Here is a 14,180-nt window from a genome sequence, read left to right as displayed (position 1 = left end):
TCTCAGGACAGGATGCGAGCCTCGTCGGCGATCCGCGCGGCGACCCACGGCAGGCCGAGCTCGCGCGCGAGCGCGAGGCCCTGGGCGACGAGCGCGGGGCGGTCGGCGACCGGCACCGCGGTCGCGAGCCAGTCGCCGATCGCGAGCAGCGCCCAGGCCGGCGCTCCCCACGCGATCGCGAGCCCGACCGCGTGCTCGAAGTGCGCCGCCGCGTCGCCGGGCCGGTCGGATGCCGCGGCGAGCAGCCCCAGCACTCGCGCAACCGGCCCCCAGGCCGCCCACATGTTCTCCATCACCGGATTCGCCTCGGCGTGCGGGGCGAGCAGCTCGTAGAGCCGCTCGACGGGTCCCCCCGCGCCCGCCGCCGCCTCGCCCAGGTTCACCGCGGCGGCGAGGAAGTCGGGCGAGCGCTCGACGGCGTCGAGCGAGACCATAGCGACGCTGCGGCGCGCGCCCTCGGGGTTGGCGAGCTGAAACTCGAGCGCGGCGACCATCGCCTCCCACGCCGGCAGGTGCGGGTAGCGCGCGGCGAACCCGCGCAGCTGCGGCAGGTCGGCCTCGTGCGGGCGCCAGCGCAGGCGCGCGAGCACGAGCCGCTGGACGGTGTGCTCCTGGAAGCAGTCGTCGCTGTGGCGGCGGTTGAGCGCGAGCGCCTCCTCGGTCATGCGGTCCGCCTCCTCCAGCCGGCCCGCGAACGCCGCGCGGCTCGCCTCGGCGACCATCAGGAACCAGCGGTGCACGCTGCGCCGCGTCGCGTGCGCGACCGGCCGCGCGCGGTCGAGCTCGGCGTCGGCGCCCGCGACGTCGCCCGACTGCAGCGCGTCGCGGATCCGGTGCACGTAGGCCCACACCAGCGCGCCGTGGTCGGCGTGCCGCGTCGCCATCCCGATGACCTCGGTGGCCGCGGCCGCGCGCAGCTCCGAGCGGCGCCAGTTGACGATCACGGCGGCGGGATAGAGCCAGCCGAGCGTCGGCTCGTGGTCGAGCCGGCGGGCGAGCGCGAGCGCCTCGTCGATCAGCGCCTCGCGCTGATCCTGATCGGACTCCAGCACCGCGAGCAGCCCGAGCACGCGCGCCCGCAGCGGGTTGTCGTGCGCGGGCAGGCGCTCGAGCGCCTCGGCGAGCAGCGCCACGCCCTCGGCGTCGACCTCGCCGTACGGGAGCACCTGCGTGAAGCCGAGCGCGGCGCGCGCGAATGCGCCCGCATCGCCGTCGCGCCGCGCGGCGGCCGCCGCCTGCGCGTAGCGGCGGCGTGCCTCGGCGATCTCGCCGGCCGCGAACGTCGCGTCGGCGAGCGCGAGCTGCGCGTCCCGGCGCTCCTCGGCCGGCGCCTCAGCGCCGAGCGCGAGCGCCTCGAGCGCCTCGGCGTAGTGCGAGGCCGCCTCGGCGTGGCCGAGCGAGAGCGCCGCCTCGTGGGCGGCGTCGAGCGCCGCCTGCCATGCCGGCTGGGGATCGGCGCCGCCGCGCGCAGCCGCGAGCGCGTGGTGCGAGAGCCGCGCGGCGGACACGTCGGCGCCGGCGTCGCGGCGCGTGCGCAGCGCGGCGGCGACCGCCTCGTGCAGCTCGCTGCGGCGGCGCTCGGTCAGCGCCTCCTGGACGGCGTCGCGCACGATCGCGTGCGCGAACGCGAAGTGACCCTCGCCGGCGTTGACCACCAGCCCCGCCGCGGTCCCGCGCTCGAGCGCCGCGACCACCTCGGGGCGCGGCGCGCCCGAGGCGCGCACGAGGTCGGCGATCGTGAAGCGCCCCGCGACCGCGCCCGCCTCCAGCACGCGCCCGGCCTCGGGGCCCAGCCGCTCGACCCGGCGCCGCACCACCTCCAGCACGCGCGCAGGCACGCCCGCGAGCCGCCCCTCGGAGGCGAGCCGCAGCAGCTCGGCGGCGTAGAACGGGTTGCCGGCGGTGCGCGCGTGGATCGCCTCGAGCGCCTCGTCGCCGATCGCCGCCTCGGCGGGGACGAGCGCGCGCAGGTCGGCCGGGCCGAGGCCGGCGAGCTCGATGTGCGTCGTGCGCGGGTCGCCCTCGAGCTCCTCCAGCACCGCCCCGAGCGGGAACTCGCCCGCGCGGTAGCCGCCCGCCACGAGCAGCCGCGCGCCGCGCTCGGCGCCGGCGACGTGCGCGAGCAGCCGCAGCGAGGACGCGTCGGCCCAGTGCAGGTCGTCGAGCACGAGCAGCAGCGGGCGCTCGGCCGCCGCGGCGGTGAGCAGGTCGGCGACGGCGTCGAACAGCCGCAGCCGCTCCTCCTCTCCACCGGCATCCGGAGCTCCAGCGCCCGGCGCTCCTTGGGCCTCGCCGGTCAGGCGCCGCAGCGCGGGCGCGGGATCGCCGCCGACGCTGCCGGCCAGCGCGCGCACGACCGGGCGCCAGACGCCGTACGCCCGGCGCTCCGGGTCGCCGCGGCCCCACACGACGGCGCCGCCCTCGCGCTGTGCCGCGGCGGCGAGCGCGTCAAGCAGCGACGTCTTGCCGATGCCCGGCTCGCCCGCGACGAGCACGGTGCCGGCGGCGCCGGCCCAGGCGGCGTCGAGCGCCGCGTGCAGCCGGTCCAGCTCCGCGGTTCGCCCGACCAGTCCGGACGGCGGCGCCGGCGCGCGCGGCGCGGGGGCGAGCAGGGCGTCGAGCGCGGCGCGCACCTCGGCGGCGCTCGCGGGCCGGTCCGCCGGATCGCGCGCGAGCAGGGCGAGCACGAGGCGCTCCAGCGGCTCGGGAACGCCGGCGATCGCGGCGGGAGCGCGGTCGCGCGGCGGCGGGCTGCCGCACAGCAGCTCGTGCAGCGTCGCGCCGAGCGCGTAGAGGTCGTTGCGCGCGCTCGCGGGCGCGCCGGCCGCCTGCTCCGGCGGCGCGTACAGCGGCGTGCCGGTCGCCGCGCCGCCGGCCTCCCCCTCGCCCAGCGCGATGCCGAAGTCGCCCAGCGCAGCCTCCCCCTCGGCGTCGACCCAGACGTTGTCGGGCTTGACGTCGCGGTGCACCACGCCGTGCTCGTGCGCGTGCGCGAGCGCGTCGGCGATCTCGCGCCCGGCGCGGATCGCCTCGCCCGGCTCCAAGCGCCCGCCGGCCGCGCGTGCGAGGCGGTCGGCGAGCGAGCCGCCCGTCATGTAACGAGCGACCAGGCACGGCGTCCCGGCGTCGTCGAAGACGTCGTGGACGGTGACGATATGGCGGTGGCCGCCCAGGCGAGCGGTCAGCCGCGCCTCCCGCCGCAGGCGCTCCCACGCGGAAGGCCCGCTGACGCGCGCGAGCGCCACCGCGCGGTCGAGCGTGAGGTCGTGCGCGAGCCAGACGTCCTTCGCGCCGCCGCGACCGAGCCGGCGCTGGAGCAGGTAGCGGCCCGCGACGAGCCCCTCCGGCGCATCGGCCGCGGGCGCCGACGCCTCGGGCGACGGCAGCGTGCAACTCGGGCACGGGGAGCCGTCGTCCGGCAGGGGCCGGCCGCAGGTTGGGCACGCGCGTATCAAGGACCCGAGCATAAGGGTCACTCATCCGACGGGGTGACGGTGCTCACCCCTGGTGTCGGATCAGTTCACCCCCCCCATGGATGGTCGCGACGCTGACCTTCCGGGAAGGTTCGCCATATGGCCGTTCCGTCTCTTCTGTTCCCGCCCTCCGAGGCCCCCGGCACGCGGGATTTCGCCGCGGAGGCCACCCTTCACCGCGTGCGCCTCGCCGCCATGACGGCGCGCGACCGGCTCGCCGAGCTCGACGGTGTCCGCGTCATCGGGCCCGAGGTCTCGCGCGGTCCCGACGCCGGCGTGCGGCTGGCGATCGACCTGCGCGACACCGGGCGCGACGCCTGGGACGTCGCCTGCGCGATGGCGGCGCGCGGCTTCCCGCTCGACGCCGCGTCCAACCGCGTGATCATCGTGCGACTGCGCGAGGAGGACGTGCTCGAGGGCATCCACGAGCGCGTCGCGCCCGCGCTGCTGATGGCGCTGTGGGCGACGCCCGGTCCGACGGCGGACCCGGAGCCGCCGGCGTTGATCCTCGCCTAGTGGACCGGGATCACTCGCAGGGCGAGCTCGCGAGGTTCTCTTCGAGCACCCGGCGGTGCGTGGGCCGCGCCGCCTCGTAGCGCTCGTGGCCGGCCGGCGTGAGGCAGACCGAGACGCCGCGACGGTCGTCAGCGCACATCGCTCGCTGCACGAGCCCGTTCTTCTCCAGGCGTGCCACGGTGCGCGAGAGCGCGCTCTGGCTCAGGTGGATGTCCTCCGCAAGCTCCTGCACCCGGCTGGCCGTCCCGGACGCCAGCCGGTCCAGCACCTCGAACTCGCTCATCCCCAGGCCGTGGTGCGCCTCGAGCTCGCGATCGAGGGCGCAGGCGGTGCGCGCGTGACGGGCGAGAAGGTCGCGCCACTCGCTCTCCAGCGAACCGGCGGGAGCTGGCTGAGTCATTTCGGAGCCGAGTATATCGGGCGTCCGCACAATATGCGGTTACAACTTGTGCATGGGCATTAGATGCGTGTGCATGTATTGTCTTGGGGGATGACCCATCTCTCCTCCCCTGCCGCGCCGCGCTGGGACGCCCGCCTCTGGGGCGCGCTGATCCTCCTCTGCGGCGTGCTGTTCCTCGACGGGCTCGACGTCTCGATGGTCGGCGTCGCGCTTCCGTCGATCCAGTCCGATCTCGGCCTGACCACCTCCCAGCTCCAGTGGGTCATCTCGGGCTACGTGCTGGGCTACGGCGGCCTCCTGTTGCTCGGCGGCCGCATGGCCGATCTGCTCGGGCGCCGGCGCGTGCTGCTCGCCGGGCTCTCGGTCTTCACGCTCGCCTCCCTCGCGGGAGGCCTCGTCGACGACGGCACGCTGCTCGTGTTGACGCGCTTCCTGAAGGGCGCCAGCGCCGCGTTCACCGCGCCCGCCGGGCTCTCGATCATCACCACGACCTTCACCGAGGGTCCGGCGCGCAACCGCGCGCTCAGCATCTACACCGCGACCGGCGCCAGCGGCTTCTCGCTCGGGCTCGTGTTCGGCGGCCTGCTGACCGAGCTCGGCTGGCGCTGGACGTTCCTGCTGCCGGTGCCCGTCGCGCTGGGAATCCTGTTCGCGGTTCCGCGGCTGATCCGTCCTGACCGGCCGGATCTCGGCGCGCGGCGCCGGTACGACCTCCCCGGCGCGGTCACCCTCACGGCCGGGATGCTGCTGCTCGTGCGCACCGTCGTACAGGCGCCGCAGGATGGCTGGGGCGACCCGCTGACGCTCGCGGCGTTCGCCGTCGCGGCCGCGCTGCTGACGGCCTTCGTGGCGATCGAGCGGCGCTCGTCGCATCCGCTGGTGCGCCTCGGCGTGCTGCGCTCCGCCTCGCTGCTGCGCGCGAACCTCGGCGCGATGAGCGTCTTCGGCGGCTACGTCGGGTTCCAGTTCGTCGCGACCCTGTACCTACAGGACACGCTCGGCTGGTCGGCGCTGCACACCGCGCTCGCGTTCCTGCCGGCCGGCCTGATCGTCGCGTTCGGCGCGCCGCGGATCGGCCCGCTGGTCGACCGCTTCGGCACCGCGCGCCTGATCGCGGCCGGCGCCGTCGCGTTCGCCGCCGGCTACGCGCTGTTCCTGCGCATCGAAGCGGCGCCGTACGCGCTCACGATCCTGCCGACGATGCTGCTGATCGGCGTCGGCTTCGCGCTCTGCTTCCCGTCGTTGAACATGCAGGCCACGGCCGGGATCGCGGACCACGAGCAGGGCCTCGCATCCGGCCTGGTGAACACCTCGTTCCAGGTCGGCGGCGCGCTGGCGCTGGCCGTCGTCAGTGCGGTCGCGAGCGGCTCGGGCGACATCGTCGACGCCTACCGGACCGCGATCGCGGTCGTCCTCGGCGTCGCCGTCCTCGGGCTCGTCGTGGCGCTCGCCGGGATCGTCCCGGGCCGCGGCCAGGAGGCCTACGCCGAGGCGTGAGTAACGCACAGCGGCCCGCCTTCGTGCGGGCCGCGCTCTCCTACTGGGAGCGCTTGCGCACGCGGCGGATCGGGATCAGCGCGGTGCCCGGAGCGGCCTCGTAGCGGACGATCTCCGCCTTGACGCTGCGGCGGACCTCCTCGAGGCGCGCGATCTCGGCGGAGCGTGCCTGGATCTCCTCCTGCAACTGCTCCGAGCGCCGCTCCAGCGCCTCGACCTTGCGCTGCATCCGCTCGAGCTGGGACTCCAGGTCGAACACGCGCTCCACGCCGGCGAGGTTCATCCCCCACTCGGTCGTCATCTCCTGGATCCGCCGCAGGCGCTCGACGTCGGCCTGCGAGTACAGGCGCGTGCCCTTCGGCGACCGCTTGGGCTCGATCAGGCCGCGCGCCTCGTACATGCGCAGCGTCTGCGGGTGCATCTCCGCCAGCTCGGCGGCGACGGAGATCATGAAGACGCCGCGGTCGTGCTCGACGCGCGCCGTGATCCTGGTGCGGCGGGTCGCCATGGCCTACGCCTGACCCGCCGCCCGCAGGATCCGCTCGCGCGGGTTGCCGTTCATCACCTTCGAGAGCTGCTCGACCGCCGCCTGCTGCTCCTTGTTGAGCTCCTTCGGCATGTCGATCACGAAGCGGTAGTGCAGGTCGCCGCGCGAGGAGCTGCCGAGCGCCGGCGGGCCCTCGCCGCGCAGCCGCTGCAGCGTGCCGTGCTTGGTGCCCGGCGCGACACGCAGCTTCTTGGTCCCGTGCAGCGTCGGCACCTCGACCTCGGCCCCGCCGAGCGCCTCGGCGACCGTGATCGGCACCTCGACCTCGAAGTTGTCGCCCTTGGGCTTGAACACCGGCGACTCGCTGACGTGCGTGACGACGTAGAGGTCGCCGGGCGGCCCGCCGCGCAGGCCCGCCTCGCCCTTGCCGGGAAGGCGGATGCGCGAGCCCTCCTTGACGCCCGCCGGGATGTTCACGCGGTAGCGCTTCATCTCCCGCAGGCGGCCCTGGCCGCCGCATGTCGGGCACGGCTCCTCGATCACGGTGCCGGACCCGCCGCAGCGCGAGCACGGCCGGGTGATGGAGAACACGCCCTGGCCCTGCGCCTCGACGCCGCGGCCGTTGCAGACCGGGCAGACCTGCGGCGAGGTGCCGGGCCGCGCGCCCGTGCCGCGGCACGTCGTGCACGCCGCGTGCGTGGCGACCGTCACGGGCACCTGCGCGCCTTCGATCGCCTGCTCGAAGGACAGCGAGACGCTCGTCTCGAGGTCCTTGCCGCGCTCCACCGTCGGCTTGGTGCGCGTGCCGCGCCCGCCGCCCGTGTTGAAGATGCCCGAGAGGATGTCCGAGAAGGAGCCGAAGTCGGTCGCGCCGCCGGGCTGGCCGGGGCCGCCGCCTCCGAAGGGGTTCGCTCCGGCGAAGACCCCGCCGCGGTCGTACTTCTTGCGCTTGTCGGGGTCGCCCAGGACGTCGTAGGCCTCGGAGATCTCCTTGAAGCGCTCCTCCGCGCCGGAGTCCTTGTTCGTGTCCGGGTGGTACTGGCGGGCGAGCTTGCGGTAGGCCTTCTTGATCTCGTCCTGCGACGCCTTCTTGTCGACGCCGAGGGTCTTGTAGTAGTCAGCCGCCCGCGCCATCGCTACGCCGCCACGACGACGCGCGCGGGCCTGAGCACCGCGCCGTTGATGCGATAGCCGGACTGGTAGACCTCGACGACGGTGCCGGACTCGGCGCCGTCGACCGGCTGCTGGGCCATCGCCTCGTGCTCGTTCGGGTCGAACGCCTCGCCCTGGGGCGAGAACGGCTGGATCCCGACGCGCCCCAGCGCGGCCTTGATCTCGCCCGCGACCATGGCGAAGCCCTTCACCACGTCCTCGTGACCCTCAGCCGCCTTGAGCGCGAGCTCGAGGTGGTCGAGCGCCGGCAGCAGCTCCTTGGCCAGCTTCGCCATCCCGCGGTCGGTCGCGGCGGCGTTCTCGCGCGCCATCCGCTTGCGGTAGTTCTCGAAGTCGGCCTGCGTGCGCTGCGCGAGCGCGAGGTAGTCGTCGCGCTGCTTGGTCAGGTCGGTGAGGTCGGACTGGACGGCGGCCAGCTCGGAGGCCGCGGGGGCCTCCGCGTCGCCGAACGACGTCTCGCCCGTTCCCGCCGCCGCCGGATGGGGCGGCGCGGCCGCGGAGAACTCCCCGTTCTCCGCGACCACCTGGTCGGTGTGGATCGTCTCGTCGCCCATTTACTTCTGCTCGTCCACGACCTCGGCGTCGACGACCTCTTCCTCGGCGCCGGCGCCGTCGCCGGAGGCGCCGTTGCCGGAGGCCTCGGCCTGCTGGGCGGCCTGCGCGCGCTCGTACATGGTCTCGGAGACCCGGTGGAACGCGGTCTGCAGGCGGTCGGTCTTGGCGCGGATGTCCTCCGCGTCCTCGCCCTTGACGGCCTCGTTGAGGTCCTTCACGGCGTCCTGGATCTCGCGCTTGGAGGCCTCGTCGACCTGCTCGCCGAGGTCCTTGAGCTGCTTCTCGGCGTTGTAGGCGGCCGACTCGCCGGCGTTGCGCGCCTCGGCGAGCTCGCGCAGGCGCTTGTCCTCGTCCGCGTGCGACTCGGCGTCGGAGACCATCTTCCTGATCTCGTCGTCGGAGAGCCCGGAGCCGGACTTGATCTCGATCTTCTGCTCCTTGCCCGTGCCGAGGTCCTTCGCCGACACCTTCACGATGCCGTTGGCGTCGATGTCGAAGCCGACCTCGATCTGCGGGATCCCGCGCGGCGCCGGCGGGATGCCCGTCAGCTGGAACTTGCCGAGCGACTTGTTGTAGGAGGCCATCTCGCGCTCGCCCTGGAGCACGTGGATCTCCACCGATGGCTGGTTGTCCTCGGCGGTCGAGAAGACCTCGGACTTGCGCGTCGGGATCGTCGTGTTGCGCTCGATCAGCTTGGTCATCACGCCGCCCTTGGTCTCGATGCCGAGCGTGAGCGGGGTGACGTCGAGCAGCAGCACGTCCTTGACGTCGCCGGCCAGGACGCCGGCCTGGATGGCGGCGCCGACGGCCACGACCTCGTCCGGGTTGACGCCGCGGTGCGGCTCCTTGCCGGTGAGCTCCTTGACCTTCTCCTGGACGGCGGGCATGCGCGTCATGCCGCCGACGAGGACGACGTGCTGGATCTCCTTGACGCCCTTGTCCTTGGCGTCGTCGATCGCCTGGCGCACCGGGCCGACGACGCGCTCGATCAGCGCGCCGGCCAGCTCGTTGAGCTTGGCGCGCGTGAGGCGCACGTCGAGGTGCTTCGGGCCGGCGGCGTCGGCCGTGATGAACGGCAGGTTGATCTGCGTCTCCTGCGCGGAGGACAGCTCGATCTTGGCCTTCTCGGCGGCCTCGTAGAGCCGCTGCAGGGCCATCTTGTCCTGCGTCAGGTCGATGCCCTGGTCGCGCTTGAACTCGGCCGCGAGCCAGTCGACGATCGCCTTGTCGAAGTTGTCGCCGCCGAGGTGGTTGTCACCCGCGGTCGACTTGACCTCGAACACACCGTCGCCGATCTCGAGCACCGACACGTCGAACGTGCCGCCGCCGAGGTCGAAGACGAGGATCGTCTGGTCGCTCTCCTTGTCGAGGCCGTAGGCGAGCGACGCCGCGGTCGGCTCGTTGATGATGCGCTTGACGTCCAGGCCCGCGATGCGGCCGGCGTCCTTGGTCGCCTGGCGCTGGTCGTCGTTGAAGTACGCCGGGACCGTGATGACCGCGCTGTCGACGCTCTCGCCGAGATAGGCCTCGGCGTCGGCCTTCAGCTTCTGCAGGATCATCGCGGAGATCTCCGGCGGCGAGTACTCCTTGCCGCCCGCCTCCACGCGCGCGTCACCACCGCTGCCGGAGACGACCGTGTACGGGACGATCGACTCCTCCTCGCGCACCTCGGCCTCCTTGCGGCCCATGAAGCGCTTGATGGAGAAGACCGTGTTCGTCGGGTTGGTGACCGCCTGGCGCTTGGCGACGGTGCCGACCAGGCGCTCGCCGCTCTGCGTGAAGGCGACCACCGACGGGGTGGTGCGCCCACCCTCTGAATTCTCGATCACCGTCGGCTCGCCGCCCTCCAGGACGGCCATGCACGAGTTCGTGGTTCCGAGGTCGATGCCGATGGTCTTTGCCATGTGCTGGACTCCTCTACAAGATCTCAGTCTGCTTGGCTGAGATTGTAGCCGAACGGGCACATGCGCAGAAGGTCGCATCCGCCGCAGTCGGGGCGGCGTGCGTGGCAGGTCCTGCGGCCGTGGCGGAGCAGGTTGACGTGCAGCTCGAGCTCCTGTCCGCGCGGCGTGATCGCGAGCATCGTGTCGTGCAGCTCCTCGAACGGCGCCTTCTCGCGGAACAGCCCCAGGCGCGTGCCCACGCGTGAGACGTGGGTGTCGACCGGGACGTCGCGCTTGCCGTAGGCGAACAGGAGCACGCAGGCCGCGGTCTTGCGGCCGACGCCGGGGAGGGCGACGAGGTAGTCGCGGCCCTCCTCGACGGTGGCGCCGGCGAGGTGGTCGATGCTGAGCGGATCCCCGATCGCCTCGAGGATCTGCTGGATCCGGGCGGACTTGACCTTGCTGATCCCGCCGGGCCGGATCGCCTCCTCGACCTCGGCGTTGGGCGCGGCGCGCACGGCCTCCCAGCTGCCGAAGCGCTCGCGCAGCCGCAGGAACGCGACGTCGCGGTTGCGGTCGTTGGTCGACTGGGAGAGGACGGTCAGGATCAGCTCGTCGAGGCCCTGGCCGTGCGGGGGCGCGAGCGGGCGCCCGTAGACCTCGCGGAGGCGGTCCCGGATGCGCCGCACGCGGGCGCGCGTGGGATCTGGCATGCCGCGACGACGGTACTCGCCGCAGCGACACGAGCGGCCCGCAATTCCTCGCCCGGCGGGTGACGGCCGCTACCCCGATCAGGTGAAAAGGCGGTGATCGCGGTCACATTTCTTACTTCGCACCCGCCGACAGGGCTGAAACGCGACGGGTTGGGGAATAGGGTCGCGCCCCGCAAGGAACGCATGCCGGTTCCGAAGGCGCTGGGACGGCGCTGGTCAGAAATCTCCCGGAGCGCGTGGTCAGACGTCGCTCCGGCCCCTAGGGAGAAGTCTCAATGCGTTCTCTGCGCACGTCGTTGCGCGGCTTGGTCGTCGTGCTGCTCGTAGTCATCGCCGTTCCCTGCTCCGCCTCCGCCGCCGCGCGCCAGGATCGCGCCGAGATGGCGATCCTGAAGGCGATGAACACGGCGCGTGCGCAGCACGGCCTGCCGGCCCTGCGCGTCAACCGCGCGCTGGCGCGAGCCGCCGACGCCCACTCGGCGGCGATGCTGCGCTCAGGCGCGTTCACGCACGGGTCGGTCAACGCGCGGCTGCGGCGCTACACGCGCGCTCGCTCGGTCGGCGAGACGCTCGCGTGGCTGACGCGCTGCGACAGCCGCAAGGTCGTCGCCATGTGGCTGCAGTCGGCGGCGCACCGCAAGATCATGCTGGCGCCGCGGTTCCACGCGGTGGGCGTGGGACGCAAGGCCTCGCCCTCGCGCTGCATGGTCACGGCGGACTTCGCCGGCTAGCCGCGGCGGTCGCGGGCGCTGCCCGCCCGCTGGGGCGGGCGCGCCTTACGATCTCGGTGCGACGCTACCGGGCGGCGTGAGGCAGGTGGCTCTCGCCGCTGACCTCGGTCGTGCTCACCACGCCGATCGTCCCGATCACCACGCCGGCCACTGCAGTCGCGAACGAGGTCCACTCCAGCGTGTTGCCGTTGAAGACGATCGCCTGCACGATCGACCACGCGCCGAGCAGGAAGACGAGGCCGTCGAGCACCCGCTGGGCGCGATCCTCGCGCGTCATGCCGACGGCCGCCAGGAGGATCATGACGGCGCCGCCGACGATGAAGATCCACTCGAGCGTGTTGTTCGCCCAGACCTGCGATGCGAGGACCAGGAAGCCGGCGACGAGGAGCAGGATGAGTCGTGAGATGAAGTGCGTGCGCATGGCCGCGCTCCTTCCTTCGTATGGGGTGTTACGTACTACCTGTTGTACCCAGATATCGACGTGCGTCAATCGCGGTATCGATTCCATTGGATATCTGCAGTGACATCTGTCAATCTGCGTACGTGCAAGCGCTCGATCACGGGCCACTGACGGCGGCGCCCCTGCAGCCGGAGCAGGCGTCGGCGATCGCCTCGCTCCTCCACGCGCTCGCCGACGCGAGCCGCGTCCTGATCCTCAGCGAGCTCCTACACGCGCCGGGCGGCGAGCTCAACGGGCGCGACATCCAGTCGCGCCTGCAGCTGCGCCAGCCGACGGTGAGCCATCACCTGCGCAAGCTCGTGCGCGCGGGGATCCTGGAGCGCGAGAAGCGCGGCCCATATGCGTACTTCAGCGTCGCGCCGGAGGCGCTGGCGAAGCTCGCTGCTCTGTTCGGCCGGGCCAAGGCCTCGGCGTAGAGATCGCCGCTCTCGCGGCTCTGCAAGCGGGCCCGTCGCGGGACGCGGGAGAACGGGTTTCGCCCTCCGGTCAACGGCCGTCGCGGGCGCCTACCTCGCGGCTCTGCAAGCGTGCCCGTCGCGGGACGGGGGAGAACGGGTTTCGCCCTCCGGTCAACGGCCGTCGCGGGTGCCGCCCGCTCGCCGTTCCGAGGCGGGCCTTATGACCTCCGGTCGACGTTAGGGGCGCTAGGGTGCCCAAGGCCAATGCGGCGCGCGTTCGAGCATCCTCTTGCGCCGGCGCTGGGATGCGCCGTGCTCTGCGTCGTCTATCTCATCGCGCATCCGGCGACCGCCGACATGGCCGCCCATTCGTACCGGGCGTGGCTCTTCCAGCACGAGGGGCTGACGGTCTGGAACGCGCAGTGGTACGGCGGCCATCACGTGCTCGGCTACTCGTTGCTGTTCGCGCCGCTCGCCGCCCAGGCGGGGCCCGCGCTGGTCGGCGTCGGCTCCGCGGTGCTCGCCGTCGCGGCGTTCGTGCCGCTGGCCCGCGGCGCGGCGCCGAGCCCGACCGCCGGCGCCGTCGCCTCGTGGCTGTTCGCCGCCGGCGTGCTGTCGAACCTGGCAATCGGGCGGATGCCGTTCCTGCTGGGAGTCGCGCTCGCGATCGCCGCGTGGTGGTGCGAGAGCCGGCGCGGCGGCATCGGCTGGCGCGTGGCCTCCGTCCTGCTCGCGCTCGGGGCGATGTGGGCGAGCCCGGTCGCGGGCGCGTTCCTGCTGCTCGGCGCCGCCGCGACGCTGCTCGCCGGCGGCCGCGCGGCCCTCGGCACCGCGGCGCGGCTCGCGCTTCCCGCGCTGGCCGGCGGCTTCGCGCTGTGGCTGCTGTTCCCCGAGGGCGGGACCGACCGCTTCACCGCGACCGCGTTCTGGCCGATGCTCGCGCTCTCCGCCGGCGCCGTGGCACTGCTCGCGCCGCGCCGGCGCGTGATCTGGGCCGCCGGGATGCTCTACCTGCTCGTCCTCGTCGGCGCGTTCTTCGTCCCGTCCCCGTTCGGGCAGAACGCGCTCCGGCTCGGCGTGCTCGCCGGGCCGTCCGTGCTCGCGCTCGCGCACCGGCGGCGCGTCCCGCTCGCGGCGCTCGCGGTCGTCGGGGTCGGGCTGCTCTATCTCCAGTGGCTGCCCGCCGTGCGCGCCGTGGCCGAGGCGCACGGCGATCCCAGCACGAAGGCGTCCTTCCAGGCCGAGGCGCGCAACTTCCTCGACAAGGTCGCGCAGCCCGGCGAGCGCGTCGAGGTCCCGCTCACGCGCAACCACTGGGAGGCGGCCGACCTCGCGAAGGTCGTCCCGCTCGCGCGCGGGTGGGAGCGCCAGCTCGACCAGAAGTCCAACCCGATCTTCTACTCCGGGCGCAAGCTGACGCCGGCGAGCTACCACGCGTGGCTGCGCGAGAACGCGGTCCGCTGGGTCGCGCTGCCGAACGCCCCGCTGGACTACTCCGCGGTCCAGGAGGCGAAGGTGCTCGACCGCGGCGCGAAGTACCTCAAGCCCGTCTACTCGTCGGCGCGCTGGCGCATCTGGGAGGTGCGCGACACGGACCCGCCGGCGTCGGGCGGCGCGAAGGTGATCGGCGCGGGGCCGACCTGGTTCGAGGTCGACGCGCACAAGCCGACGGTCGTGCGCCAGCGCTACACGCGGTACTGGTTCACGCGCGGAGCGTGCGTGCGCGAGGCGCCCGGCGGCTGGACCGAGGTCGATCCCGGCGGCAGCGGCGTCGTGCTCGTCCAGGCGCGCTTCGACATCGACCGGCGCGCCAATCCCGCCTGCAAGCAGCAGCAGGCGGCGGCCGGTGGTTAGGGTCCGTCGGAATTCTTCAACGGCCCTTTAGGACCTGTGT

Annotated in this window: 13 protein-coding genes; 5 read left to right on the top strand and 8 right to left on the bottom strand. The window is 73.4% G+C overall.

The features are described from left to right. Positions 1-2 precede the first annotated feature (2 nt). On the bottom strand, positions 3-3,455 hold the full coding sequence (locus tag H958_RS42630) for a serine/threonine-protein kinase (protein WP_196807164.1): 3,453 nt from the start codon (positions 3,453-3,455) through the stop codon (positions 3-5). A 117-nt stretch (positions 3,456-3,572) separates the two neighbouring features. Between H958_RS42630 and H958_RS34410 the strand changes: the two genes are divergently transcribed. Then, complete coding sequence (locus H958_RS34410; RefSeq protein WP_037408833.1) at positions 3,573-3,989, top strand: hypothetical protein; 417 nt, start codon at positions 3,573-3,575, stop codon at positions 3,987-3,989. A gap of 10 nt (positions 3,990-3,999) precedes the next feature. On the opposite strand, the gene H958_RS0102345 is transcribed toward H958_RS34410, so the two are convergent. Continuing rightward, positions 4,000-4,389: a MarR family winged helix-turn-helix transcriptional regulator gene (locus H958_RS0102345; protein WP_028057484.1), complete on the bottom strand. Its 390-nt coding sequence runs from the start codon at positions 4,387-4,389 to the stop codon at positions 4,000-4,002. Between the two features lie 90 nt (positions 4,390-4,479). Here H958_RS0102345 and H958_RS0102340 point away from each other — a divergent pair, with 90 nt between their 5' ends. Then, the gene (locus tag H958_RS0102340; protein ID WP_028057483.1) at positions 4,480-5,886 is read left to right on the top strand and encodes an MFS transporter; all 1,407 of its coding nucleotides are present in this window, start codon (positions 4,480-4,482) and stop codon (positions 5,884-5,886) included. 40 nt (positions 5,887-5,926) lie between these two features. Here H958_RS0102340 and H958_RS34405 read toward each other — a convergent pair whose 3' ends face one another. The 5 genes from H958_RS34405 to H958_RS0102315 are packed head-to-tail and all read right to left on the bottom strand — an operon-like array spanning position 5,927 to position 10,697. After that, positions 5,927-6,394 carry a heat shock protein transcriptional repressor HspR gene (locus H958_RS34405; protein ID WP_037408831.1) on the bottom strand — a complete coding sequence of 156 codons (468 nt, stop codon included), beginning with the start codon at positions 6,392-6,394 and terminating at the stop codon, positions 5,927-5,929. Positions 6,395-6,397: 3 nt separating this feature from the next. Beyond that, positions 6,398-7,507: a molecular chaperone DnaJ gene (dnaJ, locus tag H958_RS0102330; RefSeq protein ID WP_028057482.1), complete on the bottom strand. Its 1,110-nt coding sequence runs from the start codon at positions 7,505-7,507 to the stop codon at positions 6,398-6,400. Positions 7,508-7,509: 2 nt separating this feature from the next. Next, positions 7,510-8,100 carry a nucleotide exchange factor GrpE gene (locus tag H958_RS34400; protein WP_051323709.1) on the bottom strand — a complete coding sequence of 197 codons (591 nt, stop codon included), beginning with the start codon at positions 8,098-8,100 and terminating at the stop codon, positions 7,510-7,512. Next, entirely contained in the window at positions 8,101-10,005 is a 1,905-nt protein-coding gene (gene dnaK / locus H958_RS0102320) for a molecular chaperone DnaK (RefSeq protein WP_028057481.1), read from the bottom strand. It lies immediately after the preceding gene. A gap of 23 nt (positions 10,006-10,028) precedes the next feature. After that, the gene (locus H958_RS0102315; protein WP_037408828.1) at positions 10,029-10,697 is read right to left on the bottom strand and encodes an endonuclease III domain-containing protein; all 669 of its coding nucleotides are present in this window, start codon (positions 10,695-10,697) and stop codon (positions 10,029-10,031) included. A 275-nt stretch (positions 10,698-10,972) separates the two neighbouring features. Between H958_RS0102315 and H958_RS0102310 the strand changes: the two genes are divergently transcribed. Continuing rightward, entirely contained in the window at positions 10,973-11,428 is a 456-nt protein-coding gene (locus H958_RS0102310) for a CAP domain-containing protein (protein WP_081685520.1), read from the top strand. A gap of 64 nt (positions 11,429-11,492) precedes the next feature. Here H958_RS0102310 and H958_RS0102305 read toward each other — a convergent pair whose 3' ends face one another. Beyond that, positions 11,493-11,849, bottom strand: a complete 357-nt coding sequence (locus H958_RS0102305) for a hypothetical protein (RefSeq protein WP_028057478.1) — start codon at positions 11,847-11,849, stop codon at positions 11,493-11,495. A gap of 122 nt (positions 11,850-11,971) precedes the next feature. Between H958_RS0102305 and H958_RS0102300 the strand changes: the two genes are divergently transcribed. After that, positions 11,972-12,304: an ArsR/SmtB family transcription factor gene (locus H958_RS0102300; protein WP_028057477.1), complete on the top strand. Its 333-nt coding sequence runs from the start codon at positions 11,972-11,974 to the stop codon at positions 12,302-12,304. Positions 12,305-12,550: 246 nt separating this feature from the next. Beyond that, entirely contained in the window at positions 12,551-14,140 is a 1,590-nt protein-coding gene (locus H958_RS34395; protein ID WP_037408827.1) for a hypothetical protein, read from the top strand. The last annotated feature ends 40 nt before the right edge of the window (positions 14,141-14,180 follow it).

The organism is Candidatus Solirubrobacter pratensis (assembly GCF_000425945.1).
In the GTDB taxonomy this organism is placed as follows: Bacteria; Actinomycetota; Thermoleophilia; order Solirubrobacterales; family Solirubrobacteraceae; genus Solirubrobacter; species Solirubrobacter pratensis.
The sequence above is the reverse complement of the archived record's forward strand: the minus strand, read 5'-3'. Positions and strand labels throughout refer to the sequence as shown.